The organism is Psychrobacter sp. H7-1 (genome assembly GCF_904846585.1).
Lineage (GTDB): Bacteria > Pseudomonadota > Gammaproteobacteria > Pseudomonadales > Moraxellaceae > Psychrobacter > Psychrobacter raelei.
Window position 1 is genome coordinate 1 of the sequence record NZ_CAJHBH010000004.1, and the last position, 26,971, is coordinate 26,971.

Consider the following 26,971-nt stretch of genomic DNA (forward strand, 5'->3'; position numbering starts at 1 on the left):
TCTAAGTGAGCAGCGTAAGTTGCGGTTTATTAAAGACTTTTTAGGGTCAAAGTCACTCAAATAGCATGAATTGTGTCCATTAGCGACTAACTTCTACTTTTTAGCATGAATTTTGTCCATTACACCTCTAAATAATATTAAAGACATGGATTAAATATGAGTATTTTTTCAAAACTACTAGAAATAGAAAATAAGTACAAAATTAAGTTACACGAAGGTGAGGACTTTAAACCAGCTGTCTACAACGGGAAAATGACAGATTCAGAAGATTGCATTGTTGACAAAATCGAATTAATTTTAAAACATTATCCTGACAGCCAAGATATTTCCTTATCTGCGTACCAATCAGATGAAACCTCAGATGATGCATTTTGCTACGCTGTGGTATTACCCCAATATTCAACTATGGAGTGATACATGTTTTTTATACGGAAGGCAAACCAAAACGATGTATCAGACATCGCTCATATACACTTTGAAAGTTGGAATGCTACGTATTCAAACCTTTTACCCGCAACGTATAGAGACAAAGAAAACAATTTATCTCAAAAAATGGAGATGTGGGAAAAGGTATTATCTAGCTCTGGTGTGAATACCTGGATAGCATATGATGCTGAGAGTACTACTGTAGGGTTTATTTCTTACTTTAAGAAAGATCACGAGTGTGAAATAACTACTCTGTATCTTCTACCGCAATACCAAAATTTAGGGATAGGTGCAAAGTTAATGAACTCAGCCCTAATCGATGCTTCTCAATGTAATAGCTGTTCTAGTCTATCTTTATGGGTTTTAAAGACAAATCTATCTGCAATTAGTTTCTATGAAAAATTTGGTTTTGAGTCTGACGGTCAATGTGATGAAGAGCTATATGAGGACACCAAAATAACAGATATTAGAATGGTAAAATTACTCTAACATCTGTTATTTTGAGTATACCCTATCAGAACCACCCAAGAGCCATCTATAGTTAGATAATAGACCACCTAAAGTAGACTGATACAATGCAACTAATTAAAATAGATGACCATTTAATTAGGAATACCCAACCCCTATAGATTCAGATTAACACCTAGCTTTTAATAAATTTTGCATGTAACCAAAAGCCTGCCAGCATCGCGACCACAAAAATCATCGACTCTGTGTAGCCGGCAAATGCAGTGACCAATACTGGCGCAGGACAAAATCCAAGCATACCCCAGCCGATACCAAAGATAAGGCTACCAATAGCCAATTGCGGCGTAATCTTGGTCGCCGTGGGTAAATCAAAATTGCCTTTGTCTATCGCCCTCTCACCTTTAGCGATACGTGATTTGACATAAAAGAAAGTCGGCATGGCAACGGCAATACCGCCACCCATCACCAGACCGAGTGACGGATCCCAGCCATGAAATAGGCGTAAGAAACCCAATACTTTTTCTGGATTAACCATGCCAGAGACGATAAGCCCGACAGTAAATACAGCGCCCGACAATAGGCTGATAATTAACGTCATTGGATTGGTTTTATTTGATGTGCTCATATTATTATCTCGATACATAAATACAGATAAATTTGACAGTGGTTATAAAAACTCGGCTAAACCATTGCAAATAAAGTGGCTGTGACAATACCGCTAAATAAAAATAAAACGGTTGCGGTGATTGAGCGACCTGACAGACGTGAAATACCACAAATACCATGACCGCTTGTACAGCCTGAGCCCAACCGTGTACCAAAGCCAACCAATAATCCTGCCACTATAATTTTCCAAAGCGGTTGCCCCATCTCAAGCTCTGGGAATCCAATCAGTAAGCTATAAAGCCAAGTAGTAATAGCCATCCCAATGACAAACATCAACTGCCAGCTAAAGCGAGGTAAGCTCACTAGGCTGCTTTTTAAGATACCGCTCATACCCATGATTTTACCAATACCGACAATCAGAATAGACGCTGCCAGACCAATCATAATACTGCCAATTAAGGCACTCCACGGCGTAAAGTTTGCCATATCTATCCACGTGTGCATTGTCACACTCCTAATTATCTGTATTGCACTGTATTACCAGTCATCGCACTTGAGCTCATGTTGAACTGACTGCCATAGCGTCTATTGACCTAAAGCTTATTTAGTATCGCCATCAGTAGCACAAAAACGCTGATACAAGACTTGCATGACGGCCAGCGCATCCTCACTGGCAATACTATAAAAAATCTGCCTGCCCTCACGGCGGGTATTGACCAAGCCATTATCACGCAATACACCCAATTGCTGCGATAGACTGGGCTGCTTAATACCCGTTGCCTGCTCTAAGTCACGCACACAAGCTTCTGATTCCACCAACTGACACAACAACAATAAGCGATCTGAATGCGATAACGACTTAAGTAAGGCTGAGGCTTTGGTCGCTGAAGCCTTGAGCGCTGCTATATCTAATTTGCTTGTATCTAATTCGCCTGTATCTAGGTTAAGCACGTTGGTACGGTCATCTTGTTTGGATGCCTCATGTTCGATTGCATTTGACACAGTTAATATCTCCTTCGTAGACCAATCAAAGAAGTATTATATACAACCCACTCAGGTTACACAGAAATATATTATATAATTTTATATACTATTATTGCATAACTATATGCTCTTTGACTATATGTATCGCTAAATTATTTATGCCTCAGGCTTTTTACAACCCAATAGACAGGTTAGTAACGGCTTTATTTGACTAAAAAAGGCCGACCTTAACCCGATTACCCACAAGGTTAAAGTCAGCCGAAGCGTTACTTATTTTGGCTTAAAAGAGCTGATACTGGCAGATATAAATGTCAGCAAAGCCAAACGCTAAAGTCGCTACAAGGTGCCAGAGATCTGATAACTGTCACCGGCATGCCACATATTAACAAAGGTAACCACGCGGCCGGCTGAGAAAGTCTGACGACTGAGCAATAATGCAGGGGCACCCACTGCCAAATCTAAAGCCTTAGCCACCGGCTTGGGCGCCGCCACCGCACGAATGGTATAGCTACCCCCTTGTAGTGGGGCCTGCTGTATCAGATAGTCGCTGGTATTGACCACACTGAAGTCTTGCTCGATAAATTGCGGCACTAATGAGGCATCTACCCAGCGCTCCTCGTATTGTAGCGGCTTACCATTGGCGATATGTACCAGCTTTACCTCATCAATAAGATCGGTGTCCTCTCGCCGCTCAAGACCTGTGGTCGGTGTCGGAGAGATGTCCAGCATCGGCTGGGTTAATAATGCCAAGATTCGCGGACTGACTTCACTGGCAGCGACCCGGCGCTGACTGATGACTTGCGCACTATACTGCTTGCCTGTGGCTTTAATATCAGCGGCGATATTGCGCACTTCTACCACCGTATGGTTGTATTGCTGCTGCGCCACAAAGGTCCCCGAACCTTGCCTGCGATGTAATACTCGCTCCTCACTAAGCTCCTTTAACGCACGATTGACAGTCATTCGTGATACAGAAAATTTATCTGCTAAAGCGTGTTCCGTCGGAATGGCTTCTCCTGCCTGCCATTTTCCCGAATGAATATTTTTTAAAATGCTGTCTTTAATACGCTGATAGGCAGGCTTCGCTCTTGAATTAGACTTTGGCACCATTGTTTTCTTTTTTGACATGATAAAAGACTTATTTATTAAGGAAAGTAAAGAATACTCATCACAATGAGTGAACATCCATAAACATTGATATAGCGATAATAATACAATTTAGCCAATCACAACAAACTTAGTTATAAAAAATTTTACTATAAAAATAAAGGCACTCTTAAATTGGCCATAAAAAAAACTTGCATCCTGTTTTCCTTCCTGATAATTTGTATATACAAAATCTAAAATCTATTATTCCAGAACCAAAGGACTGACCATGACTGACTATAAATTTACCCGCACTGATGAAAGCCGTGAAATTGCCTCCCCTACCGGATCAACGTTAAGCTGCAAAAGCTGGCTGACCGAAGCACCGTTTCGCATGATTCAAAACAACTTGCACCCCGATGTTGCCGAAAACCCAAAAAGTTTGGTGGTATATGGCGGTATTGGCCGCGCTGCACGTAACTGGGAATGCTACGATCAAATCCTAGAGTCTCTAAAACAGCTTGAAGATGATCAAACCTTATTGGTTCAATCCGGCAAACCAGTCGGTGTGTTCCAAACTCATGAAGACGCGCCTCGTGTGTTAATCGCCAACTCAAACCTTGTGCCAAAATGGGCAACTTGGGAGCACTTCAATGAGCTTGACCGTAAAGACTTGATGATGTACGGGCAGATGACCGCAGGCAGCTGGATTTATATCGGCACCCAAGGTATTGTCCAAGGCACTTATGAGACGTTCGCTGAAGCCGGTCGTCAGCATTATGGCTCAGGTGCACAAACGGCCAGCACCGATAACTGGAAAGGCCGCTGGATCTTGACCGCAGGTCTTGGCGGCATGGGCGGCGCTCAGCCACTGGCAGCCACTTTTGCTGGCGCAGTATCTCTAAACATCGAATGTCAGCAAACCAGCATTGATTTTCGTCTGCGTACCGGCTACGTCGATATGCAGGCCAAAGATTTAGATGACGCTTATGCGCTCATCAAAAAGCACACCGCAGCCGGTGATGCAGTTTCTATCGCATTACTTGGTAACGCTGCCGAAATCCTACCTGAGATGGTAAAACGTGCTAAAGATGGCGAGATTAAGCCAGACCTAGTGACTGACCAAACCTCAGCACATGATTTAATTAATGGTTACTTGCCAGCAGGCTGGACAGTAGAGGAATGGAAAGCGGCTGCAGCCGATGACACGCAGCACCCAAGATTGGCCAAAGCAGCAGCAGAGTCTTGTGCAATTCATGTGCAGGCCATACTTGATTTCCAACAAATGGGTATCCCTGCGACCGACTACGGCAACAATATTCGCCAAGTTGCCTTTGATGAGGGCGTCAAAGATGCCTTTAACTTCCCAGGCTTCGTACCTGCGTATGTGCGTCCGTTATTCTGTCAAGGTAAGGGACCTTTTCGCTGGGTAGCCTTATCTGGTGACCCAGAAGACATCTACAAAACAGATCAAAAAATCAAAGAGCTGTTCCCAGAGAACAAACACGTGCATAACTGGTTAGATATGGCCAATGAGCGTATTAAGTTCCAAGGCCTGCCCGCCCGTATTTGCTGGCTTGGCTTAGGTGAGCGTGATAAAGCCGGCCTTGCCTTTAATGAGATGGTCAAAAACGGTGAGTTAAAAGGCCCCATCGTCATTGGCCGTGACCACTTAGATACCGGCTCTGTGGCCAGTCCAAACCGTGAGACAGAAAGCATGAAAGATGGCAGTGATGCGGTATCAGACTGGGCGCTACTTAACGGTATGCTAAACGTGGCTGGCGGCGCTACTTGGGTATCACTACATCATGGTGGCGGTGTGGGTATGGGTTACTCACAGCACTCTGGCATGGTGATTGTTGCTGATGGTACTGATGCCGCTGCCAAACGTCTGGCACGCGTCTTGGTCAATGATTGCGGCTCAGGTGTCATGCGTCATGCAGATGCCGGCTATGAGCTTGCCATCAAAACTGCCAAGGACTACGGCTTAAAGCTACCAATGATTAAATAACTATTTTTATCGACCTATGCCTTCATACTCTAAGCTTAATTTGTCTATAGACATAGGCAAGTTAAGCGACCATTTATACAAATTATACAAACCTCTGTATACAAAACTAAGTATGCAAATTAAGCAAACAAGCTTTCTGGTTAGCGTCTGTTATTACGCCGCTAAGCTGCTAACCAACAGCTTCTTATCAACCAGTGAGTCTAACAATTTTTAACTTATTGCTACAGACAAGGATTTGTCATCATGGAAGTCGATAAAAACGTTGAAATGTTTACCGTAGATCAGCAAGAATTACAGCCAGGCTCGTTAATCAGTGACGACCCAATTTTATCTCGGTCAAGGGGCATCCTGCAGCTGATTGTTTTTAGTATTATTGGTATTACTACGTTTTTTATTCCATTTACTATTAATGATAAAAGCACCATTTTGTTTGATCATGCCGCCTCGTATTTGGTCAATGACTTACACGCTGTCGCAGTCGCATTATTATTTTTACTCATGGCTTATGGCGCCATCAAGCCTATTGTCACTGGTAAATATAAGGAAAACTTGACACATGCTATCTTAAGCGCTGCAAAGATTGCTGGATTAATATTAGGCAGCTTGTATGTACTGGGTATGGCGCCCGATGTCATTATGGAAAAAGACATGATGCCCTTCTTGTTTGAGAAGTTGGCGTTACCTGTGGGTATGATTGTACCTATTGGGGCTCTTATTTTAGCCTCACTGATTGGCTTTGGTTTGCTTGAGATGATTGGGGTGTTAATGCAGCCGATTATGAAGCCCATTTGGCGTACCCCAGGAACCTCTGCTATTGATGCTGTTGCCTCCTTTGTGGGCAGCTACTCAATTGGTCTTCTGATCACTAACCGCGTCTATCTTCAAGGCCACTACTCTACTCGTGAAGCCATTATCATTGCCACCGGCTTTTCAACCGTATCAGCAGCATTTATGGTAATTGTGGCCAAAACCTTAGGCTTAATGGAGCTTTGGAACCTATTTTTTTGGTCTACCTTGGTCATTACCTTCATAGTCACTGCCATTACCGCCCGTATTCCACCCATTAGCCAAGAGCGTAATGATGATGCTGACCCTTCGACGCAAGCTGTCGTAGATATTAAGGAAAACCGCTTAAGTGCAGCCCTTGAATTAGGCATTCAAACCTCAAGACGCTCAAGCAATATCCCCAAGATATTTTGGTCAAACTTTAAAGATGGCTTAGAGATGGCCGCCGCTATTGTCCCCTCTATTATTGCTGTGGGATTAGCCGGCTTACTATTAGATAAATATACTCCAGTCTTTGAGGTATTAGGCTTATTGTTGTATCCATTTACTTTGGTTGGTGGTTTGCCTGATCCTTTGCTTGCGGCCAAAGGCATATCAGCCGGCTTAGCTGAAATGTTCTTACCGGCATTACTACTTAGCGAGACAGATATGATAACCCGCTACGTTGCCGGTGTGGTCTCTATTAGTAGTGTGTTGTTCTTTTCGGCGATGATTCCTTGTATATTGGCGACAAAAATTCCGTTATCTATCCCCAAAATGCTCATCATTTGGCTTCAGCGAACTATTTTAAGCATCTTATTGGCTGCTGCCTTTGCTCATATTGCTATTGCTGCCGGATGGATAGCTTAAACTGTAACACAGCATGCATGACCATAATGCGCTAAGCTTCCCTGCGTAATTTAGGCCAACTCCTTGTATTTGGATGGCCTAAAACTAATTTGTCTTGCAAAATAAATAAAAAATAAAGCTTGGTATTAATGCCAAGCGATAACAATTTATAAAGGATTTTCTCATGCCCTCCACTCAAACCCTAAGCCTCACCCCGCGCAAGCTTACCTTCGCTCAGCTGCGCCAGGTTTATGATTCACCGGTACAAGTCAGTCTTGATGACAGTGCATACAAAGACATAGATGCCTCGCATGATTGCGTCAAAGAAATCATTGCCCGTGACAAGAGTGCTTATGGTATCAATACCGGCTTTGGACTGCTGGCGAAGACGCGTATCAGTGATGATCAATTGGGCTTATTGCAATACAACTTGATTGTGTCGCACTCTGTTGGCACCGGTGAGCGCTTAGAAGACGGTGTGGTACGTCTGATTATGGTCATGAAAGTGGCCAGCCTTGCCCAAGGCTTCTCTGGCGTGCGCCGTGAGGTGATTGATGGCTTAATCGGGCTGATCAATCACGATATTATTCCGCACATTCCTGCTAAAGGCTCAGTGGGCGCGTCAGGCGATCTAGCGCCGTTATCGCACATGACTTTGACCCTGCTTGGTCAAGGAACCTGTTATATCAATGGCCAAGAGATGTCTGCCAAAGACGCACTGGCACAAGCAGGTCTTGAACCTGTCACGTTAGCAGCCAAAGAGGGCTTGGCCCTAATCAACGGCACCCAAGTATCGACTGCGCTGACCTTACGTGGTTATTTCTTGGCCCGTGATCTGGTCGCTACAGCCACTGTGGTTGGGGCATTATCGGTTGATGCGGCGCGTGGTTCGGACTCACCCTTTGATGCCCGTATCCATGAGGTACGTGGCCATCACGGCCAAATCCAAGTTGCCAAAGCACACCGCCGCTTAATCGCTGGCAGTGAAATTCGTGCCTCACATACCGAAAATGACGACCGTGTACAAGACCCCTACTGCCTACGCTGTCAGCCACAAGTAGTGGGTGCCTGCCTAGATATCATAAATCAGGCCGGCCATACCTTGCTGATTGAGGCCAATGCGGTCACCGATAACCCGCTAATCTTTAGAAATGAAGATGGACCAGTTGCCATTTCAGGCGGTAACTTCCACGCCGAGCCAGTTGCTTTTGCCGCAGATACTTTGGCGCTTGCCATTGCTGAAATTGGCTCGATGTCAGAGCGCCGTGTGGCCCTGTTAATCGATGCCACCTTAAATGGCGGCCTGCTGCCCTTCTTGGTCGATAACCCAGGCGTCAACTCAGGCTTTATGATTGCGCATGTGACCGCTGCTGCCTTAGCGTCAGAAAATAAATCTTTGGCCCATCCTGCCAGCGTCGACAGCATTCCGACCTCTGCCAACCAAGAGGACCATGTGTCTATGGCCACTTTTGCTGGTCGCCGTCTATATGACATGGCACAAAATACCGCAACCATTGTCGGCATCGAGCTGTTGGCCGCCGGACAAGGGATTGATTTTCATAAAGGACTGCAAACCTCTAAGCTGTTGACCAAAGCACATGCTCTACTACGTGAAAAAGTAAGCTTCTACGACAAAGACCGCTATCTTGCCCCTGATATCGAAGCGGCCAAACAACTGGTGTTGTCTGCTGCGCTCAATGAGCACTGGTCTGAGCTGCGAACCGACTGGTTTTTGCAAGACTAAAGCGTATTAGCAACCACTGCTTTAACCCTTATACTGACTTTTGAGAGTACTGATTATGTCGACCTCATACCCTAGCACTGATGATGTTAAGCTTGGTGCCGAGCATATACCTTTTGATGCCAGCCTATGGACCGGACGTGCTGAGCCAGACGAATCACAGCGGGCACTATACTGGTATCAAGTCGTGGCTCCCAGTCAAGCAGCCGATAAGAGTGAGCATCACTCAAAGGTCACCTTAGTCGGTTTTGCTTGTGATCAAGGTGTGCGCCGTAATTTAGGCCGTGTCGGTGCTCGCCATGCACCGCCTGCCATTCGTCAAGCCTTTGCTAAGCTGCCTATCACGCCTGTGCTGCAAGACAAATTTAGCAAGGTTGACTATGGCACATTACTGGCTGATGCTGGTGACATTGTCTGTCAAGATAACGACAGCTTAATGCCTGAGGTGCTTGAGCAAACTCAAGCCCTGTACAGCCAACAAGTAACAGATATTATTAATCAAGGTAGCCTAGCCATAGGTTTAGGCGGTGGGCACGCCATTGCTTATGCCAGTTATATGGGATTATGGCAGGCATTAAATGGTCAGTCTGAGTCAAATAACCCTAAGATTGGTATTATTAACTTTGATGCCCATTTAGATATTCGCAATGCACCAAAAGGCACCTCTGGTACACCGTTTCGCCAAATCGCCGAGCACAATCAAACACACGGACAGCCCTTTTATTACTGCGCTATTGGTATTAGTCAGTTTTCTAATACCGCGGCTTTATTTGACAGAGCCGATGAGCTTGGCGTCACCATTATTAGCGATGACACCTGTGCACGAGACAGCTGGGAGACAATTGATAAGCAGCTTAAGCAGTTTATCGATCAAGTAGATATGCTATATGTCACCATTGATATGGATGCCTTTCCTGCCAGCGTGGTGCCTGGTGTCAGCGCCCCTGCGGCCAAAGGCATCTCTCTTGACTTTGCCGAACGCTGCCTTGAGGTGATATTTGCAAGCGGTAAAGTAAAAATGGCTGATTTTGCCGAAATAAACCCCACTTATGACATTGATGCTCGCAGCTGTAAAGTAACAGCACGTCTGTTGGCGCTGATGATTCAACATCATTTGTTATTGCCTGCCGCTTAATAAGTCGTATACAAACCCATTTATCCATTTGGAGTCTCACATGACATCCTCAATGATTAAAGATTTTCCAGAAGATTTTGACACCCTGATTTTACATGCCAATATTGCCACGTTTTCGGAGCAGTATGGTTTTGATAGAGCATTGGCAGTGGCCAACGCTGAGCCATCAGAGTCATCAAAACCGCACAGCCCTTATGGTCAGATCATAGATGGTGCGTTGACGATTAAAGAGGGCAAAATCAGCTGGATTGGTGACAGTCAAAGTGCCTTAAACAGCGCAGCTTATCATCAAGCCATCATGCAAGCCGATGCTGATGACAAAATCATTTATGCCAATCGCCAATGGTTATTGCCTGGTCTTATCGACTGTCATACGCATCTGGTATATGGCGGCAACCGCAGCAATGAATTTGAAGCACGTCTGCAAGGTGTCAGCTACAAACAAATCGCTGACAATGGCGGCGGTATTGTGGCGACCGTCACCGCCACTCGTGAGGCAGACTTTGATACCTTGTATGCCCAAACTGAGCGCCGCTTGCAAGCACTGCTTGCTGAGGGTGTGACCACGATTGAAATTAAATCAGGCTATGGCCTTGATTTGGACACTGAGCGCAAAATGCTGCAAGTGGCTCGTCAATTAGGTAAAGACTACAACATTACAGTCAAGACCACCTATCTTGCTGCCCATGCCTTACCGACTGAGTATAAAGACAAAGAAAACGGCTCTGATAAGTACATTGATGCGGTGTGTGAGTGGCTGCCTATTTTGCATAACGAGGGCTTAATCGATGCGGTCGATGGTTTTGTTGAGAATATCGGCTTTACCACTGAGCAAATGGCTAAAGTATTTGATGTGGCCAAATCGTTAAACCTACCGGTTAAATTACATGCTGAGCAGCTCAGCGATATGGGCGGTAGCGGCTTGGTTGCTGAGTATAATGGCTTATCGTCCGACCATCTTGAGTATTTATCTGAACAAAATGTACAGAAGATGGCCGAGCATGACGTAGTGGCAGTGCTGCTACCTGGTGCGTTTTATACCCTAAAAGAAACCCAGCTGCCGCCTATGCAGGCGCTATATAAGCACAATGTGGCAATTGCACTCTCCACAGACTGTAACCCAGGGACTTCCCCGTTAACGTCGCTACTCATGACGCTTAACATGGGCTGTACCTTGTTTGCTATGACTCCCGAGCAAGCATTAGCAGGGATTACTACGCATGCTGCTAAGGCCTTAGGTTTAGACAACAAAGGCCGGATTGAAATCGGTCTAGATGCCGACTTAACCTTATGGGATATCGAGCGCCCAGCAGATTTAGCCTATCAAATGGGGTTAAACCCAATAGAGGGTGTGATGGTAGGCGGTCAATGGCGCCGCTAATAACGGCCCTTTATTATTTAGCGCCAAAAAAAGCGCTCCACTCAATGAGGCGCGCTTTTTTGTATCTATATGATCAGTTAGCTCATAAACGAAGAAAAACCGTTTAACAGCATTTGTACCGAAATTGAGATTAGAATCATCCCCATCAAGCGCTCAATGGCTTTTAGACCACGATTACCCAGCACTTTGTACAGCTTGGTTGAAAAGAACAAGATAACTGCCGAGACAAACCACGCCAAAAGTAGGGCCACTAACGCCTTCGGGATACTCTCTGGGTTTTTTTCAGTCAATAAAATCAGCGTGGCCAAAATAGAAGGCCCAGCAATTAAGGGAATGGCCAAAGGCACAATAAATGGCTCACCGTCTACGTCATCTTTATCGCCCATGACTGAACCACGGTTCGGAAAAATCATACGAATGGCGATAATCATCATCACCAAACCGCCACCAATAGCAACCGCTTCAGTACTAAGCCCCAAGGTATGTAGAATACTGCCACCTGCAAATAAAAACAGGATCATAAGCACTAAGGCTATCAGTAGCTCTCTGATAATAATAAATCTGCGCCTTTGCTCTGGCACCTTATCAAGTACCGATAAGAAAATGGGAATATTCCCCAATGGATCCATAATCAAAAACAAAGTTAGTGCGGTGGCGTAAATCTCCATACTGCTCCTTAGTGTTCTTTATAACCGGCAAAAACAGCGGTCTTAGACCTTAATCTAAGACCGCTGTTGCTTGTTTAGGTATTAAATAGATAGTCGCGCTTCGGCTTTTGGATAAAACACATATCCTCATAAGCCAATAAAAATCTCAATATTTTGAGCCATGCACGCAGCTATCTGCCCTATTTTTATACCCATTTTCAGGCTGAAATAATAACAAAAAAAAGCAGCGCTATGCTGCCTGTGTGTCCATTATTATTCCATAAGTGACTTTTATGCTCCCATTAAGGCATATTTATCCATCTACTGCGCCTTGATGTGTTGTGCTAATATTTGCCACCCAGTTAAAAATATTTCAGGTTATACCTATTACGATGAAATTTTTTAATCTGAAAGTATTTCAATTTGAAAGCGTTTTAATTAAAAGCTTAGCGCATGATGTTTGTTTTAGGGGTGTGTATGCATTTTTTATTTGATAGGGCCGAAAAACTACCTGAAAATGCCAGTGCCATAGATTTATTACGCTCATTAATAGGCGGCACCTTAGGGATTTTAATCCTATTGTTACTTACCCAATATACCGGCAACCTAATGATTATGGCCCCCTTTGGTGCCACCTGCGTCTTACTCTTTGCTGTCTCTCACTCCCCTTTGGCCAAGCCGCGTAACGTCATATTTGGTCATTTGATTGCAGCCTTTGTGGGATTGGTATTCTTAAAATATATTGGCACCTCTATCTTTGCCATCGCCTTCGCCGTTGGCTTATCGATCTCATTGATGCACTATTTTAAATGCATCCATCCCCCTGCTGGCGCCACCACCTTAGTGGTGCTATTGACCGCGCAAACCACGCATTATGACTGGGGCTTTTTGATCATGCCCGTCTTGGCAGGCTCTGTAGCGCTCATTGTCGTGGCTCTGATTGTGAACAATATCAAACCCAATCAAAAATGGCCGGCTTACTGGTTTGCCTTAGTAAAAACCCGCATTGAACATCACATTGAGCATCATGCAGACACTCACTTTATCGAAGAGCAAATTGAGGCACAAAACCCACAACCTCAAATGCGCCGTCAAGGTTAAAACTTAAAACAGCTCAATTGGCCGTGACCGACAGACCGCGGCCAGTGTGCTGCTTGAGTAGGCGGCTGTTGACCTTGTTGAATAAATTTTGCGCTACTAATCCAGCCAGCATGCCCCACGACTAAGACTGCCTGATGCAAGACTGTCTGGTGCGTGACATTAAGCTTAGCATGAGTAGTAGCAGCATCAATATTCAGCTCAGTTTGGGTCTGCTTTTGCTGCTCAATCCAAGCCGCCACTCGCTCAAATAACTGGCGTAGGCTCTCACCGCCTGGGGGTATAAAATCCGCAAAATGCTCACACCACTGATCAATCTCATCTTTGCTAATGTCTGACCAAAGCCTACCTTCCCAAGCACCAAAATGGGTCTCGAGCAGTTGAGCATCGACGTGACATTCAAAGCCTTGTGCTGCTAAATACTCACCCACTTGCTTGGAGCGCTGTAAGGGGCTCACCCAAATTCGCTTAGGCAATTGATTGACTCTAACAAAGCGCAGAATTTGATGCGCCAGTCGTTTTAATTTGCGCCTATCAACCATAACCTCATGTTGACCAAAGCACAGCCCTTGCACCTGCTTTGGTTTAGGATGGCGCCAGATGTATAATTGCATAAGAGAAACATCTATCCGGTAAAATTGGCCGCTAGACCAGCATAAATAGCAATCTCAGTGATTTGCTGAGTGGCTCCTAAGCCATCACCGGTATAGCCTTGCAAGCGTCTTTTAAGCAAACGGTACATATGGGTCACCCCAAGTAGGGCAAATATGAATGCCAGCACCCATTGCTTTAAGCTGATACTGTGCATAGCTTGTGGCAGCAACAAAGGCAGTAGCAGACCAATAAGTATCAGCCACAGTGCACTTGCCAGCCACTGCCTAAATGTCATTTGCTGCGCCATGGGCTTGGCCTTGGCATGCTCTATTTCACCGCCATAAGGCAGCAGCACTATCAGCGAGGTGCACAACAGGCGCGAGGCACTGTGGGCGACAATCAAAGCCACCACGGCTGTCATAATCGGCATTGCCGCAAGCAGACTCACTTTTAATAACAAAGCACACACCAAGCCTAGGGTGCCATAAGTACCAAGACGAGAGTCTTTCATAATGGTTAAGGTGCGTTCTCGAGTAAGCCCGCCGCCAAGCCCATCACAAGTATCCGCCAGCCCATCTTCATGAAAAGCGCCCGTCAGTTTAATGCCAAAGGTGGTACTGGCGATGGCTGCTACCAAAGAGGGAAACCCCAAGCTCACTGCCCAAAACACAGCGGCGCAAAGTATGCCCACCAATAGCCCGACACCCGAAAAATGACGGCTGCTTTGATGTAACCAGTCAGGCTGATAATCATCCATTTTTACAGGAATGCGGGTCAAAAACTGAGTAGCAACCTGTAATAAGCGCCACTCGTGCTTAACAGACATTGGCGTTATTGCCCATCACTAGTGGCCACAACTGCGGCTATATTGGCTTGTGAACCTGGCTCACTTTGCGTGCTAATCCCCGCATCACTAAAGCTTGCCATCTCATTGATAATGGCGCACGCTGATTGCAATAAATGATACGCCAGCGCCGCACCACTGCCCTCGCCCAATCGCAACTCAAAGCCCAGTAGGGGCTCAGCATCTAGCGCCGCCAACATCCTGCTGTGGCCAGGCTCTACCGACTGATGGGCAAATATCGCAAATTGGGCCACACCGGGTACCAAACGCTCTGCGACCAGTAGCGCACTGCTGGCAATAAAACCATCTATTAATAAAATACGTCGGTCACTGGCCGCTTGGATAAAGGCGCCGGCCATCATGGCAATCTCAAGCCCGCCCACAGCCGCCAACACTTCAAGTGGCGTGATCACGTGCTCATAACGCTGCAATACTTGGCTTAGCACGTCAACTTTGTGCTGTAAGCCAGCATCATCAAGTCCCGTACCACGGCCAACACACTGGGCAATAGGTATATCTTCTAACTTGGCGAGCAGTAAGCTTGCCGCTGAGGTATTACCGATACCCATCTCACCTGCAATAAACAGATTACCTTTTAGAGACTTGGCAACCTGCATACCTGCCTTAAGCGCTTCGATACATTCTTCACTATTCATGGCCGGTTCAGTGAGCGCATCACGGCTCCCCAGGCGCACTTTGTAATCCAAAAGCTGCGGATGATGGTCTACCCCATATTCAGCAAAGTCAGTGGCCACGCCCGCATCGACCACCTTGAGCTCAATATTATGCTGACGAGCCAGCACATTAATTGCCGCGCCCCCTTTTAAGAAATTGAGCACCATTTGCGCCGTTACCTCACTAGGGAAAGCCGAGGTACCATGTTTGGTTAACCCATGATCAGCGGCGAACACTCGAATGTGCGGGCTAACAATCTTTGGCTGCGTTGTCCCTTGGATAAGCCCGATTTTTAGCGCTAGCGTTTCTAGCCGGCCCAGTGCACCAAGTGGCTTGGTTTTGTTATCCAGAAGCTGCTGTAGATCAGCTGCCAATTGAGGATTATCGATATTAGCAATAGCGGGGAAGTTTAAGCAGTCCAAGGTACATCCTTATCAATCTAACAAATTAATGAGTTAACAACTTGGTCAGCAGCGTATCAATCTCTTGCTTAAATTCTTTGTCTTCGATTTTATTGGCCGTAATTTTGGCCTGCTTTAGACTCTTAATGGCCGCCTCAGTCTGACCCAATTCTAACTGCAGCTCTGCCATCGAAAAAGCGATGGAGGACATATGATCTTTGGAATTAATGGCAGTGGCTTTGGCCAAGGCTTTGTCATAGATGACCAATGCCTGATCCAGATCGGCGGTAAAGTCCGCCAACGTTTCCCACTGCTCCGGATGGTCTTTATCGCTATTTTCATTGTCGTCACAAATGGCTTTAAGATCAGCATACAGCTTATCAAAGCGGGCTTGATCGTTTTTGCTATCGGCCTCTAATAAGTCTTCAGCTAAATTATAAATTGCGCGATATATTTTTGTATTAATCATAAATGGGCCTTAGTGGGGATGAATAACGCTCAATAGCCGCCCTTGCAGCGGCAAGCCATTGGCTAAAAACTTGCTAAAAATGAGTGTGTTATTGATTATACCTTATATACAGGCGAGCCACTGAGGTTGTCACCACTTTAAGCGCTTAGAGCTGAGTTAGACCGTCAATCATTTCATAGCCTGGGCCAGCTATACTGGTATTGAGCCAATAAAAACCTAGGATAATAAAAGGCAAGGCCAACAGCGACTTTAAAAAAGGAGACTTACATTTATCCCAGCGGCTAGTCACATAATAAAGGTTAGCAAAAGGCACAAATAAATACATCAGGCCCCACGCTATCGACTCTCTAAACGCGATAATGATAAGCTGAATACCATAAAACCATAGAATAATAAAACCTATGACAACACAAACCAAAGCGAAAGCGGGCATCTACTTCTCCAAATAAATGATTTTTACCGTGTATATTTTAGATGAAACACAAATAAGTTTAAAATCATCTACAAAAATTGTCTATAACCTTGACTGTACAAAAGCCCGTCATCAGCCTTTGATTTGCAATCCTCTGCTGTTCAATCCTCTATTTCTCTATATGGTTGCTATGAAAAATTACTGTGTCTATACTTGCGTATACTTAAGTACAATAAGTTGTTGCTCGGTGGCTTGCTCACCAGAATAGACAACAAATTGATACCGCCATGTTCGTAAATTCGTAAAAATACAGATACCTGATAAAATAGATAACTCAAAAATAGGACCGTCATGACTCAAATTTTGGCAACCGACGTAACGCCCACTCAGCCTATATTTATCCCAAAGATTATATTCTTTGATATTGACGATACCTTAAGCCGCAATGGCAGCATCGCGCCGCACAACAAAGCCACTTTAGAAGATCTTGCCAAAACAGATATTAAGTTAGTCATCGCCACCGGCCGCTCAAAGTCCATCATTCCCAAAGATATTATGGCACTGTTTGAATCACATATTTTTGACGCCATTGTCTGTACCAATGGTCAATACAGCTTTGATAAGCACGGCATCATCAGTCATTATCCACTCACACTTGAGCAGGCCAGTAATATCGATAAATTGTGTCGCCAAGACCATCTTATTCACAAATTTGATTCAGCGACCCACTTGGCTTGGGCCAATGATAACGAGAATATACGGGCTTTTATTCCCAATAATCCCAGCTCAATCATTGACCCTGACTATTACAAAACGCATCCGGTCTATCAATGCTCGGTTTTTTTTGAAAGCAAAAAAGACAAAATGCAACACGTGGATTTCGCAGAGTTTGGATTAAAGCTGGTGCACTGGCATAAAATTGGCGGTGATATTTTGCCGATTGAAGCTTCAAAAGAGCGCGGGGTTCGGGACGTTTGCCATTACTTTGGTATTGATGTTAGTGAAGCAATGGCCATTGGAGATGGTTTTAATGACTTAGAGATGTTCGATGTGGTGGGTTTTGGTGTGGCCATGGGAGATGCCCAGCCTGCACTTAAACAAAGGGCAGACTGGGTGACAGGCACCATTGAAGAGTATGGAATACAGGCAGCAGTACGCCACCTTTTAGACTAAAAGTGGTGTGATGTGCGGTATGTTACAAGCCATTAGTCCTTAGGGTCATTCATACGCTAAGCTTAGTGGCGGCGCGTATCCGTGTGCGTTGCTGGCAAATAAGTCTCTTTATCCACCGCCCAAGCACCCGAGCCTCGCACCCATAGATATAAGAAAATAAAGCAATATAAAACGGCCGCTTCCCCTTCATTATTCAGCGGCAACCAGAAGTTATCTACTTGGGCATGAAAGCCAAAATAAGCAACAGCCATCATACCCGAGCTGATAAACGCCGCCAATCTGGTCTGAAAACCGATTAATAACATCACACCCAACACCACTTCAAGCACACTGCCTGTCCACATAAATGAGAACACCTCAGGCATGGGGTGCTCACTCATGGGAATACCAAATAGCTTAGTTGTGCCGTTTAATAAATAAGCATACGCGGTGACAATGCGTAAGACGGCTAATACATAAGGCTCAAAACGACTCATAGGACTAAAGTACACTCTCATAGACCGCTCCTTAAACTGTTTTCTTATCATGATTAACATTAAGTACTCTGTGGTGCGCTTTGATGACTAGACAAAACCATCATCAAAAGCTCAAGACATCCTACTGCATCGTTATGCTTAAAGATCTTTGATTATTGGGCGCTTGGCCCAAAAAATCTGAACGACACTTAGCCTACATTGATAAGTAAAATTTTACCAAATAAAAAATGTTTAAGAATTGTTTAAGAATAGTACCTGTTTACTGCTGTTCGCCTAGGGCCTGATGAGCCTGTTTATAATCCTGCTTTAAGACTTGCCTCAATAAATTGATCCAAATCACCATCTAATACTGCACCGGTATTAAAGGTCTCAACACCAGTACGTAAATCTTTAATACGTGAGTCATCAAGCACATACGAGCGAATTTGACTGCCCCAGCCCACATCAGATTTATTATCTTCAACGGCTTGCTGCTGCTCCATACGCTTTTGCATCTCAAGCTCATACAATTTAGCGCGTAGCATCTTCATGGCCGTGGCTTTGTTGCCGTGTTGGCTGCGCTCATTTTGACACTGCACCACGGTACCCGTCGGTACGTGGGTAATACGCACCGCAGAGTCGGTGGTGTTGACGTGTTGACCACCTGCCCCACTTGAGCGATAGGTATCAATACGTAAATCAGCCGGATTAATATCAATCTCAAAATCATCATCAATCTCAGGCGACACAAACACCGCAGCAAACGAGGTATGACGGCCATTATTGCTATCAAAGGGTGATTTGCGCACCAAGCGATGTACACCTGTCTCGGTTCGCAGCCAGCCAAAGGCATAATCACCGCTGACTTTAAATGAGGCTGATTTCACGCCAGCCACACTACCCGCTGACACCTCAATAATCTCAACCTTAAATCCGTGCGACTCACACCAACGGGTATACATGCGTAGCAGCATCTCCGCCCAGTCTTGCGCCTCGGTACCCCCACTGCCTGATTGAATATCAACGAAGCAGTTATTGGCATCCATCTCGCCATCGAACATGCGCTTAAACTCTAAATCCTCTACCAAAGCTTGGGCAGCATTAAGCTCATTTTGCACCTCTTCAAGCAAGCCTTCATCATCGGCCTCTACCGCCAGCTCAAGCATGGCAGCGGCATCTTCAAGAGTAGTGTCTAGACCGGTAATGGTAGTAATCACTGCATCAAGCTGGCTTTTTTCTTTGCTGATTTTGGTCGCGCGCTCTGGGTCATTCCAAAGCTCTGGCGACGCCATCTCAAGATTAACCTCCTCTAGGCGCTCTGACTTACCATCGAAGTCAAAGATACCTCCGCATGTCCTGTGAGCGCTCGCTTAAATCTTTGATTTGTTCTTGATATTGGTTAATTTCCATAGGGTTTCCGCGGTTGTTTGTCAGCTATAAGGAATAAAAAAGAATGAATGGATAGCGCTCATTAAGTAGATAAGTGTCATAAATCGACCTACCCCTCTAATGAGCCTATCAACCATATAAATATCGTGAAGGCGTCATACTGGGGACAAGAGGTTATAATTTCCAGTCCTCAACTGCCCAGCGGTGCGCTAAAGCATGCGCGTGCAGCACCTCATCTGGGGTAACTGCCACTGGTATATCTGCCCATTGTAATAAAGGCAGATCATTTTTTGAGTCAGAATAAGCATAAGTCTTACTGTAACGAGTGCCTTGTGCGTGCTTGGCCTCTAACCACTTATTTAGATGATATATTTTACCTTCTTTGAAGTTGGGTTTGTGGGTTAATTTGCCCGTATAACGATTATCCTGCACCTCAAGCGGCGTGGCCAGCACATTGACCGGCTCGATACCGAAGCGCTGAGCGATAGCAGATACCACAAAATCATTGGTGGCTGAAATAATGACCACGTCATGCCCCGCTTCGATATGATGCTGGATGGCACTAATGGCTTTTGGCCGTATGTGTGGCTCAATTTCAGTTTTTATATACGCCTCACGGATTTGACACAGCTCATCAAGAGGCAAACTGGTTAAAAACTGAGCCACAAATTCATTGTATTCAGTCGCATCTAGGGTACCTTCTATGTACTGCTCATAAAATTTTTGATTGGCAGTGCGGTACTGCGCCTCATCGACCAAGCCATTTTTTACAATATACTCGCCCCACAGATAGTCACTATCGACATCAAGTAAGGTGTGGTCTAAGTCGAACAAGGCCAATTCTTTTTGCTGGGCATCACTTTGCTGCATGTATTTTCCTTAGTGCATGGGTCATAAGTGGATGGGCCATACTTAAACACTGTAAAAGCTGCCCATCGTTTTATATGTTGTGTTTAGCGTCGTTTTGATGTGTGGTATTTATGCTCATTTCATTATTCAGGTGCGCTCACTGGCTCTAAGCCTGCTTTAAATTGTTGACACTTTTTTGCATAGTGCAGCGCTGACATTTTTAAAAAAGCCACCTGCTCTTCAGTTAAGGTTTTAACCACTTTGGCCGGCGCGCCCATCACCAATGAGTTGTCAGGAATCTCCTTGCCTTCAGTCACCAAGGCCTTGGCACCAATAATACAGTTTTTACCAATTTTGGCATTGTTTAATACCACAGCGCCGATGCCAATTAAGCTATTATCGCCGACTGTGCAACCATGCAACATGGCCAAGTGTCCTATGGTGACATACTCACCGATAGTGACCTGTATGCCAGCATCCGTGTGAATCACCGCATTTTCTTGCACATTACTGTAATCACCAATATGAATGCGCTCATTATCACCACGGATTACCGCACCAAACCAAACGCTGGCTTGATGGCCTAAATACACATCCCCAATCACGCGGGCGCTATCGGCAACCCAGCCTTGAAAAGGGGTGGCAAACTGCGGGGCTTTGTCCAAAAATTTATAAATCATCGGTGACATCCTTTTAAGTTATTTGTTTGCGGTTATTGCTGACCCTACCTTGATGTCAGTTCTCTGACTAGGCTAGCATTAATTACATATATTTTTAACGTCATTAAGTAAAATGTTATCCAAGCCTATACAAGCTCGTGCATTGAGATTTCATCCCGTGCTATTATCAATGCTTTAAGCTGTTATTAGCAAATTTTTCACAAAAAACGACAAAGATATATCGCTGTCATACAAAGCTGGCATAGTACTATAGAGCCAGTTCAGCTTATCTGTCACTTTTTAGTTAAATGTTGTCCCTTAATTTAGGATTTCTTTGATGCATCACAAGCACCTTACCGCCGCTTTACTACTTTCAGGCTCAGCTTTGGCTGCCAGCCCCGCGTATGCAAAATCAGACATCGAAACTGCAGGTGATGTTATCGCCGTCACAATTCCCGCCCTGGCTTATGGCTCTACCTATTATATGGATGACCCTGAGGGGCGCAGTCAATTTTATAAATCCTTTGCGACCAATGCTGTGGTGACGTATGGATTAAAAAAGAGCATTGATAGAGAGCGCCCTGATCACAGTGACAATGACTCATTTCCGTCAGGACATACCTCCATTGCTTTTCAGGGAGCAAGCTTTATTCACAAGCGCTATGGACTTGAGTACAGTATACCCGCCTATGTTGGTGCAACATTTGTGGGCTACAGCCGCGTAGAGTCAGACAAACATCATACCTCAGATGTGCTGGCTGGCGCAGCGCTTGGGATAGCCAGCAGCATGTTTTTAACCAAAAGCTATCACAATGACGACTTATTAATCAGTGCCAATTTAGCCCCTGAGTCTTATCAATTGGCGGTTCACTATCAATTCTAACTTTGTTTTATGTAATATTTTTAGGATTGCCTAGCCATTTGCAGTCAGGTTTTGTATAATACGCAAAATCTGTACCTAAGCGAGTAGACATGACACAGTTTGCAACGTTCACTAATGACTTTTCTTTTAGTGATATTGTTGTTTTCTGTTACCGTGCTACTCGCTTTTTTTGCGACTAAAATTTGTGCCTTAGCGGTTTTTAGGTCACAACATAGCCGCAACCTTCACAATTACTAGGTCATGATAAACACGAATTATAAGGGTGGTAATATGGGCGTACAACAAGACACAACACACAATATCTCTAATGAAGTTGAAGCTATTTTGGCTTTGGCCGATGGTAATATTTTTCGTGGCATCTCAATTGGTGCAGCAGGTAGCCGCGTAGGTGAAGTAGTCTTCAATACTTCAATGACTGGGTATCAAGAAATCCTGACTGACCCAAGTTATGCCAAACAAATCGTTACCCTAACCTACCCACACATCGGTAATACAGGTACCAACGTTGAAGATGCCGAATCTGGCAACATCTATCAAAACAACCAAGTTTGGGCAGAGGGCTTAATCATTCGTGATGCCACCATGACCACCTCAAACTTCCGCAACTCAGAAAGCTTAAGCGATTATTTACAGCGCCAGCAGACTGTGGCTATCGCTGAGATTGATACCCGCAAACTGACCCGTATCCTGCGTGATAAAGGCGCTCAAAATGGCTGTATCATGACTGCCAGCAATGGCGCGACCATCAGTGAAGAAGATATCCAAAAAGCCATCGAAATTGCCCAGCAGTGGGAAGGCCTAGAAGGTATGGACTTGGCCAAAGAGTGCTGCAACCCTGAAGGCTTTGAGTGGACAGAAGGCACTTGGGAGCTGGCAGACCGTGGCGTACATGGGGTAACCGAGAGCCAAACCGGCGGCTATTACAAAAAGCTTGGCGAGCATATTGATCATCAATATGACGTGGTCGCTTACGATTTTGGCACCAAAACCAATATCCTACGCATGTTAGTAGATTTGGGCTGTAAAGTGACTGTGGTACCGGCGCAAACGCCTATTGCTGATGTCTTGGCACAAAACCCAGACGGTATTTTCTTATCAAATGGCCCTGGTGACCCTGCCGCTTGTGATTACGCCATCGATGCGGTACGTCACATCATTGAAGAGACAGACATCCCAACCTTTGGTATCTGCTTAGGTCATCAGCTGGTCGGCCTTGCCAGCGGTGCCAAGACCATGAAAATGAAAACCGGTCACCACGGTGCCAACCACCCTGTACAGGATTTGGCCAGCAAAAAGGTGATGATTACCTCTCAAAACCATGGCTTTGCCGTAGACGAATCCACCTTACCAGACAATGTCAAAGCCACGCACCGCTCATTATTCGATGGCACCAACCAAGGTATTGAGCTGACCAACAAACCTGTATTTAGTTTCCAAGGTCACCCAGAGGCAAGCCCTGGCCCTCAAGATGCGGCGCCCTTATTTAAGAGATTTGCTGACTTAATGCAGCAGAACAAACAGGCTTAATCACCAGCCAATACGCTCGACGCATTTTGCTGATTGTCACCCATAGACACAGAACTAAATATATAAAAAAGAGAGACTTATGCCAAAACGTACTGATATTAAAAGCATCCTAATTATTGGCGCCGGCCCTATCGTTATCGGTCAAGCTTGTGAGTTTGACTACTCAGGCGCACAAGCTTGTAAAGCACTTCGCGAGGAAGGCTACCGCGTTATCTTAGTCAACTCAAACCCCGCCACCATCATGACTGACCCTGTGATGGCTGATGCCACCTATATTGAACCGATTACTTGGCAAACGGTTGAGCAAATTATTGATAAAGAACGTCCAGACGCTATCTTGCCGACCATGGGTGGTCAGACGGCACTTAACTGTGCACTAGACTTAGATAGAAACGGCGTCTTAGAAAAATACAACGTTGAGCTCATCGGGGCAACCAAAGATGCCATCGAGATGGCTGAAGACCGCGAACTGTTTGACCAAGCCATGAAGCGTATTGGCCTTGAATGTCCACGCGCTGAGATTGCTGAGAGCATGGAAGAAGCCTTTGACATTCAAAGTAGACTTGGCTTCCCATGTATCATCCGTCCATCATTCACTATGGGCGGCTCAGGCGGTGGTATCGCTTACAACCGTGACGAGTTTATCGAAATTTGTGAGCGTGGTTTTGACTTATCGCCTACCAACCAGTTATTGATTGATGAATCATTAATCGGCTGGAAAGAATATGAGATGGAAGTGGTACGCGACAAAAATGATAACTGTATCATTATCTGTGCCATCGAAAACGTCGACCCAATGGGCGTGCACACCGGCGACTCAATAACAGTTGCCCCTGCTCAGACGCTTACCGACAAAGAATACCAAATCATGCGTAACGCGTCACTGGCCGTACTGCGTGAGATTGGTGTGGAAACCGGCGGCTCTAACGTTCAGTTTGGGGTGAACCCAAAAACCGGCCGTATGGTGGTGATTGAGATGAACCCTCGTGTATCTCGCTCATCAGCTCTGGCCTCAAAAGCAACCGGCTTCCCAATTGCTAAAATCGCTGCCAAATTGGCCGTGGGTTATACACTTGATGAGCTGCAAAACGACATCACTGGCGGTAAAACACCAGCCAGCTTTGAGCCATCTATTGACTATGTTGTCACCAAGATTCCACGCTTTAACTTCGAAAAATTCCCACAAGCAGAAAACATCTTATCAACCCAGATGAAGTCTGTGGGTGAAGTCATGGCTATCGGCCGTAACTTCCAAGAGTCGATGCACAAAGCGCTGCGTGGCCTTGAGACGGGTGCTGATGGTTTTGATGAGCAAATCGACTTTGCTGCTCTAAAAGCCGGCAAAATCAGCGAGGACAAAGTAAAGGCTGAGATTAAAAACCGTTTAACCGTCCCTACTCCTGAGCGTATCTTCTATATCGCAGATGCCTTCCGCTTAGGTATGAGTGTTGATGAAGTATTTAAACTGACCAATATCGACCCTTGGTTCTTGGTTCAAATTCAAGACATTGTAAAAACCGAAGAGCAGGTTAAGCTGCTAGGCTTCGGTGGTCTTAATGCCGCAAATCTACGCAAGTTTAAGCGCAAAGGCCTATCTGATTTACGCTTGGCCAAACTGCTCGGCGTATCTCAAAAGCAGCTGCGCAAAAAGCGCTGGGACTTACAGGTCTATCCGGTTTATAAGCGTGTGGATACTTGTGCCGCTGAATTTGCGACCTCTACCGCTTATATGTACTCAACCTATGATGAAGAGTGCGAGGCGAATCCAACCGATAACAAAAAAATCATGGTTATTGGCGGTGGCCCAAACCGTATTGGTCAAGGTATTGAGTTTGATTACTGCTGTGTGCACGCAGCCCTTGCCATGCGTGAAGACGGCTATGAGACCATCATGGTGAACTGTAACCCAGAAACGGTTTCAACCGACTATGATACCTCAGACCGCTTGTACTTTGAGTCGATCACCCTAGAGGATGTGCTAGAAATTGTCCGTATCGAAAAACCTGAAGGGGTTATCGTGCAATTCGGTGGTCAAACCCCACTTAAATTAGCTCGTGCCTTAGAAGCTGCAGGCGTGAACATCATTGGTACCTCTCCTGATGCCATTGACCGCGCTGAAGACCGTGAGCGCTTCCAACACATGATTCAGCAGCTAAATCTGATTCAGCCACCAAACGCCCTAGCCACCAGCATGGAAGATGGCTTAATGAAGGCCAGCAGCGTCGGCTATCCATTAGTCGTTCGCCCATCTTATGTACTCGGCGGCCGTGCCATGGAGATTGTCTACAACGAAGAAGAGCTTAAGCACTATTTGCGCACAGCGGTACAAGCTTCTAATGAAGCACCAGTACTGTTAGATCGCTTCTTAGATGACGCCATTGAGGTGGACGTAGACTGTGTTAGTGACGGCAATGAAGTGGTTATCGGCGGGATCATGCAGCACATCGAACAAGCCGGTGTTCACTCAGGCGACTCAGCCTGCTCATTACCGCCTTATTCTCTATCTGATGAGATTTGTGATGAGATGCGCGCTCAAACCGTGGCCATGGCCAAAGAGCTTGGCGTGGTAGGCTTAATGAACGTACAGTTTGCGGTAAAAGATGGCACCGTTTACATCTTAGAGGTGAACCCTCGTGCTGCGCGTACCGTGCCTTTTGTTTCTAAATGCATTGGCAAGTCACTGGCTCAAGTGGCGGCTCGCTGTATGGCTGGTACCTCACTACAGGATCAAAAATTCACCCAAGAAATTAAGCCCACTTTCTTTGCAGTGAAAGAGTCGGTCTTCCCATTCGCTAAATTCCCAGGTGTGGACCCTATCTTAAGCCCTGAAATGAAGTCAACCGGTGAAGTGATGGGCGTTGGCAAAACCTTCGGTGAAGCTTTCTATAAAGGCATTATCGGCTCTAATGAGCGTCTACCAGGCCTACCAAAACAGGGCGAGACTAAGACGGTATTCATCTCAGTGCGTGATAGCGACAAGCCTAACATTGCACCTATCGCCAAACAGCTCATTGATTTTGGCTTTAAATTGGTGGCCACCGCAGGTACTGAGCAGTATCTCACCGAGCAAGGCATCGAGTGCAAACGCATTAATAAAGTGACTGAAGGTCGTCCTCATGTCGTTGATGCCTTGAAAAATGGTGAAATCGACCTTATTATCAATACAACCGAAGGTAAGCAAGCGCAAGAGGACTCGTTCTCAATTCGCCGCAATGCCCTTCAAAGCAAGGTGTTCTATGTCACCACTTTAGGCGCAGCCGATGCGGTATGTAAGTCTTATGCCATCGACTTGCCTTTTGATGTCTATAAATTACAAGCGTTACACGAAGCCGCACTTTAGTCACTGGTTTGATTAAAGCTGCCAAAAGTAGACTTATAAAGCCAACGGGTTGCAAGCAGCTATTAAGTAAGCTGCTTGGCTACTATAAACTGAAAGCTAAAACG

General features: G+C 45.4%; 25 protein-coding genes and 1 pseudogene. 12 read left to right on the plus strand and 14 right to left on the minus strand.

Annotated elements, in window-relative coordinates:
• Nucleotides 1-156: 156 nt before the first annotated feature.
• Both JMX92_RS02225 and JMX92_RS02230 read left to right on the plus strand, forming a co-directional pair.
• Nucleotides 157-414 carry a hypothetical protein gene (locus tag JMX92_RS02225; RefSeq protein ID WP_201543669.1) on the plus strand — a complete coding sequence of 86 codons (258 nt, stop codon included), beginning with the start codon at nucleotides 157-159 and terminating at the stop codon, nucleotides 412-414.
• Nucleotides 415-417: 3 nt separating this feature from the next.
• Nucleotides 418-915, plus strand: a complete 498-nt coding sequence (locus JMX92_RS02230) for a GNAT family N-acetyltransferase (RefSeq protein WP_201543671.1) — start codon at nucleotides 418-420, stop codon at nucleotides 913-915.
• 154 nt (nucleotides 916-1,069) lie between these two features.
• Here JMX92_RS02230 and JMX92_RS02235 read toward each other — a convergent pair whose 3' ends face one another.
• From JMX92_RS02235 to JMX92_RS02250, 4 genes are all read right to left on the minus strand, one after another.
• Nucleotides 1,070-1,519 carry a DUF6691 family protein gene (locus JMX92_RS02235; protein WP_201543673.1) on the minus strand — a complete coding sequence of 150 codons (450 nt, stop codon included), beginning with the start codon at nucleotides 1,517-1,519 and terminating at the stop codon, nucleotides 1,070-1,072.
• Nucleotides 1,520-1,575: 56 nt separating this feature from the next.
• Complete coding sequence (locus JMX92_RS02240; protein ID WP_201543674.1) at nucleotides 1,576-2,004, minus strand: YeeE/YedE family protein; 429 nt, start codon at nucleotides 2,002-2,004, stop codon at nucleotides 1,576-1,578.
• A gap of 96 nt (nucleotides 2,005-2,100) precedes the next feature.
• On the minus strand, nucleotides 2,101-2,502 hold the full coding sequence (locus JMX92_RS02245) for an ArsR/SmtB family transcription factor (protein WP_265089762.1): 402 nt from the start codon (nucleotides 2,500-2,502) through the stop codon (nucleotides 2,101-2,103).
• 318 nt (nucleotides 2,503-2,820) lie between these two features.
• Nucleotides 2,821-3,612, minus strand: coding sequence for a UTRA domain-containing protein (locus tag JMX92_RS02250; RefSeq protein WP_049750986.1), 792 nt, complete (start codon nucleotides 3,610-3,612; stop codon nucleotides 2,821-2,823).
• A 247-nt stretch (nucleotides 3,613-3,859) separates the two neighbouring features.
• Between JMX92_RS02250 and hutU the strand changes: the two genes are divergently transcribed.
• The 5 genes from hutU to hutI all read left to right on the plus strand — a co-directional run bounded on the left by hutU (nucleotide 3,860) and on the right by hutI (nucleotide 11,452).
• On the plus strand, nucleotides 3,860-5,581 hold the full coding sequence (gene hutU, locus JMX92_RS02255) for a urocanate hydratase (RefSeq protein WP_201543675.1): 1,722 nt from the start codon (nucleotides 3,860-3,862) through the stop codon (nucleotides 5,579-5,581).
• A gap of 243 nt (nucleotides 5,582-5,824) precedes the next feature.
• Complete coding sequence (locus JMX92_RS02260) at nucleotides 5,825-7,216, plus strand: YjiH family protein (protein WP_201543676.1); 1,392 nt, start codon at nucleotides 5,825-5,827, stop codon at nucleotides 7,214-7,216.
• A gap of 163 nt (nucleotides 7,217-7,379) precedes the next feature.
• Nucleotides 7,380-8,939 carry a histidine ammonia-lyase gene (gene hutH, locus JMX92_RS02265; RefSeq protein ID WP_201543677.1) on the plus strand — a complete coding sequence of 520 codons (1,560 nt, stop codon included), beginning with the start codon at nucleotides 7,380-7,382 and terminating at the stop codon, nucleotides 8,937-8,939.
• A 55-nt stretch (nucleotides 8,940-8,994) separates the two neighbouring features.
• Nucleotides 8,995-10,071, plus strand: coding sequence for a formimidoylglutamase (hutG, locus tag JMX92_RS02270; protein ID WP_201543678.1), 1,077 nt, complete (start codon nucleotides 8,995-8,997; stop codon nucleotides 10,069-10,071).
• A 40-nt stretch (nucleotides 10,072-10,111) separates the two neighbouring features.
• Nucleotides 10,112-11,452 (plus strand): imidazolonepropionase, encoded by a 1,341-nt coding sequence (gene hutI / locus JMX92_RS02275; protein ID WP_201543679.1) that lies wholly within the window; start codon nucleotides 10,112-10,114, stop codon nucleotides 11,450-11,452.
• Between the two features lie 77 nt (nucleotides 11,453-11,529).
• Here hutI and JMX92_RS02280 read toward each other — a convergent pair whose 3' ends face one another.
• Complete coding sequence (locus tag JMX92_RS02280; RefSeq protein WP_201543681.1) at nucleotides 11,530-12,120, minus strand: YhgN family NAAT transporter; 591 nt, start codon at nucleotides 12,118-12,120, stop codon at nucleotides 11,530-11,532.
• Nucleotides 12,121-12,576: 456 nt separating this feature from the next.
• Here JMX92_RS02280 and JMX92_RS02285 point away from each other — a divergent pair.
• A pseudogene (locus tag JMX92_RS02285) lies at nucleotides 12,577-13,104 on the plus strand (HPP family protein); the annotation flags it as partial.
• A gap of 92 nt (nucleotides 13,105-13,196) precedes the next feature.
• Here JMX92_RS02285 and JMX92_RS02290 read toward each other — a convergent pair.
• From JMX92_RS02290 to JMX92_RS02310, 5 genes are all read right to left on the minus strand, one after another.
• Nucleotides 13,197-13,811 carry a histidine phosphatase family protein gene (locus tag JMX92_RS02290; protein WP_201543683.1) on the minus strand — a complete coding sequence of 205 codons (615 nt, stop codon included), beginning with the start codon at nucleotides 13,809-13,811 and terminating at the stop codon, nucleotides 13,197-13,199.
• Between the two features lie 11 nt (nucleotides 13,812-13,822).
• On the minus strand, nucleotides 13,823-14,617 hold the full coding sequence (cobS, locus tag JMX92_RS02295; RefSeq protein WP_201543685.1) for an adenosylcobinamide-GDP ribazoletransferase: 795 nt from the start codon (nucleotides 14,615-14,617) through the stop codon (nucleotides 13,823-13,825).
• A 5-nt stretch (nucleotides 14,618-14,622) separates the two neighbouring features.
• Nucleotides 14,623-15,732 (minus strand): nicotinate-nucleotide--dimethylbenzimidazole phosphoribosyltransferase, encoded by a 1,110-nt coding sequence (cobT, locus tag JMX92_RS02300; RefSeq protein ID WP_201543687.1) that lies wholly within the window; start codon nucleotides 15,730-15,732, stop codon nucleotides 14,623-14,625.
• A 25-nt stretch (nucleotides 15,733-15,757) separates the two neighbouring features.
• Complete coding sequence (locus tag JMX92_RS02305; RefSeq protein ID WP_201543689.1) at nucleotides 15,758-16,180, minus strand: tetratricopeptide repeat protein; 423 nt, start codon at nucleotides 16,178-16,180, stop codon at nucleotides 15,758-15,760.
• Nucleotides 16,181-16,325: 145 nt separating this feature from the next.
• Nucleotides 16,326-16,613: a hypothetical protein gene (locus JMX92_RS02310; protein ID WP_201543691.1), complete on the minus strand. Its 288-nt coding sequence runs from the start codon at nucleotides 16,611-16,613 to the stop codon at nucleotides 16,326-16,328.
• Nucleotides 16,614-16,943: 330 nt separating this feature from the next.
• On the opposite strand from JMX92_RS02310, the gene JMX92_RS02315 reads away from it, so the two are divergent.
• Nucleotides 16,944-17,765, plus strand: coding sequence for an HAD family hydrolase (locus JMX92_RS02315; protein ID WP_201543693.1), 822 nt, complete (start codon nucleotides 16,944-16,946; stop codon nucleotides 17,763-17,765).
• 62 nt (nucleotides 17,766-17,827) lie between these two features.
• Here JMX92_RS02315 and JMX92_RS02320 read toward each other — a convergent pair whose 3' ends face one another.
• The 4 genes from JMX92_RS02320 to JMX92_RS02335 form a co-directional block, all read right to left on the minus strand.
• The gene (locus JMX92_RS02320; protein WP_011960112.1) at nucleotides 17,828-18,262 is read right to left on the minus strand and encodes a DoxX family protein; all 435 of its coding nucleotides are present in this window, start codon (nucleotides 18,260-18,262) and stop codon (nucleotides 17,828-17,830) included.
• 272 nt (nucleotides 18,263-18,534) lie between these two features.
• Nucleotides 18,535-19,630, minus strand: a protein-coding gene (gene prfB, locus JMX92_RS02325; protein WP_110816354.1) for a peptide chain release factor 2 whose coding sequence is annotated in 2 segments (ribosomal slippage) — nucleotides 18,535-19,557 and nucleotides 19,559-19,630 — 1,095 coding nt in all. Because the reading frame shifts where the segments join, the coding sequence is not laid out codon by codon here.
• Between the two features lie 153 nt (nucleotides 19,631-19,783).
• Nucleotides 19,784-20,479 carry an HAD family hydrolase gene (locus tag JMX92_RS02330; protein ID WP_201543695.1) on the minus strand — a complete coding sequence of 232 codons (696 nt, stop codon included), beginning with the start codon at nucleotides 20,477-20,479 and terminating at the stop codon, nucleotides 19,784-19,786.
• A 122-nt stretch (nucleotides 20,480-20,601) separates the two neighbouring features.
• Entirely contained in the window at nucleotides 20,602-21,138 is a 537-nt protein-coding gene (locus tag JMX92_RS02335) for a gamma carbonic anhydrase family protein (protein ID WP_011960109.1), read from the minus strand.
• 316 nt (nucleotides 21,139-21,454) lie between these two features.
• Here JMX92_RS02335 and JMX92_RS02340 point away from each other — a divergent pair, with 316 nt between their 5' ends.
• From JMX92_RS02340 to carB, 3 genes are all read left to right on the plus strand, one after another.
• Nucleotides 21,455-22,000 (plus strand): phosphatase PAP2 family protein, encoded by a 546-nt coding sequence (locus tag JMX92_RS02340; protein ID WP_011960108.1) that lies wholly within the window; start codon nucleotides 21,455-21,457, stop codon nucleotides 21,998-22,000.
• Nucleotides 22,001-22,270: 270 nt separating this feature from the next.
• Nucleotides 22,271-23,527, plus strand: coding sequence for a glutamine-hydrolyzing carbamoyl-phosphate synthase small subunit (carA, locus tag JMX92_RS02345; protein ID WP_155586923.1), 1,257 nt, complete (start codon nucleotides 22,271-22,273; stop codon nucleotides 23,525-23,527).
• Between the two features lie 79 nt (nucleotides 23,528-23,606).
• A complete protein-coding gene (carB, locus tag JMX92_RS02350; protein WP_201543701.1) occupies nucleotides 23,607-26,867 on the plus strand; it encodes a carbamoyl-phosphate synthase large subunit in 3,261 nt (1,086 codons plus the stop codon).
• The last annotated feature ends 104 nt before the right edge of the window (nucleotides 26,868-26,971 follow it).

Coding starts and splice junctions, on each gene's coding strand:
- JMX92_RS02320 (WP_011960112.1), bottom strand. CDS start 18,262: ATGAGAGTGTACTTTAGTCCTATGAGTCGTTTTGAGCCTTATGTATTA.
- JMX92_RS02280 (WP_201543681.1), bottom strand. CDS start 12,120: ATGGAGATTTACGCCACCGCACTAACTTTGTTTTTGATTATGGATCCA.
- JMX92_RS02230 (WP_201543671.1), top strand. CDS start 418: ATGTTTTTTATACGGAAGGCAAACCAAAACGATGTATCAGACATCGCT.
- JMX92_RS02235 (WP_201543673.1), bottom strand. CDS start 1,519: ATGAGCACATCAAATAAAACCAATCCAATGACGTTAATTATCAGCCTA.
- JMX92_RS02340 (WP_011960108.1), top strand. CDS start 21,455: ATGCATCACAAGCACCTTACCGCCGCTTTACTACTTTCAGGCTCAGCT.
- JMX92_RS02250 (WP_049750986.1), bottom strand. CDS start 3,612: ATGTCAAAAAAGAAAACAATGGTGCCAAAGTCTAATTCAAGAGCGAAG.
- JMX92_RS02225 (WP_201543669.1), top strand. CDS start 157: ATGAGTATTTTTTCAAAACTACTAGAAATAGAAAATAAGTACAAAATT.
- JMX92_RS02315 (WP_201543693.1), top strand. CDS start 16,944: ATGACTCAAATTTTGGCAACCGACGTAACGCCCACTCAGCCTATATTT.
- hutG (WP_201543678.1), top strand. CDS start 8,995: ATGTCGACCTCATACCCTAGCACTGATGATGTTAAGCTTGGTGCCGAG.
- hutU (WP_201543675.1), top strand. CDS start 3,860: ATGACTGACTATAAATTTACCCGCACTGATGAAAGCCGTGAAATTGCC.
- JMX92_RS02290 (WP_201543683.1), bottom strand. CDS start 13,811: ATGCAATTATACATCTGGCGCCATCCTAAACCAAAGCAGGTGCAAGGG.
- carA (WP_155586923.1), top strand. CDS start 22,271: ATGGGCGTACAACAAGACACAACACACAATATCTCTAATGAAGTTGAA.
- carB (WP_201543701.1), top strand. CDS start 23,607: ATGCCAAAACGTACTGATATTAAAAGCATCCTAATTATTGGCGCCGGC.
- hutH (WP_201543677.1), top strand. CDS start 7,380: ATGCCCTCCACTCAAACCCTAAGCCTCACCCCGCGCAAGCTTACCTTC.
- JMX92_RS02310 (WP_201543691.1), bottom strand. CDS start 16,613: ATGCCCGCTTTCGCTTTGGTTTGTGTTGTCATAGGTTTTATTATTCTA.
- JMX92_RS02305 (WP_201543689.1), bottom strand. CDS start 16,180: ATGATTAATACAAAAATATATCGCGCAATTTATAATTTAGCTGAAGAC.
- JMX92_RS02335 (WP_011960109.1), bottom strand. CDS start 21,138: ATGATTTATAAATTTTTGGACAAAGCCCCGCAGTTTGCCACCCCTTTT.
- JMX92_RS02260 (WP_201543676.1), top strand. CDS start 5,825: ATGGAAGTCGATAAAAACGTTGAAATGTTTACCGTAGATCAGCAAGAA.
- JMX92_RS02330 (WP_201543695.1), bottom strand. CDS start 20,479: ATGCAGCAAAGTGATGCCCAGCAAAAAGAATTGGCCTTGTTCGACTTA.
- JMX92_RS02240 (WP_201543674.1), bottom strand. CDS start 2,004: ATGCACACGTGGATAGATATGGCAAACTTTACGCCGTGGAGTGCCTTA.
- hutI (WP_201543679.1), top strand. CDS start 10,112: ATGACATCCTCAATGATTAAAGATTTTCCAGAAGATTTTGACACCCTG.
- cobS (WP_201543685.1), bottom strand. CDS start 14,617: ATGTCTGTTAAGCACGAGTGGCGCTTATTACAGGTTGCTACTCAGTTT.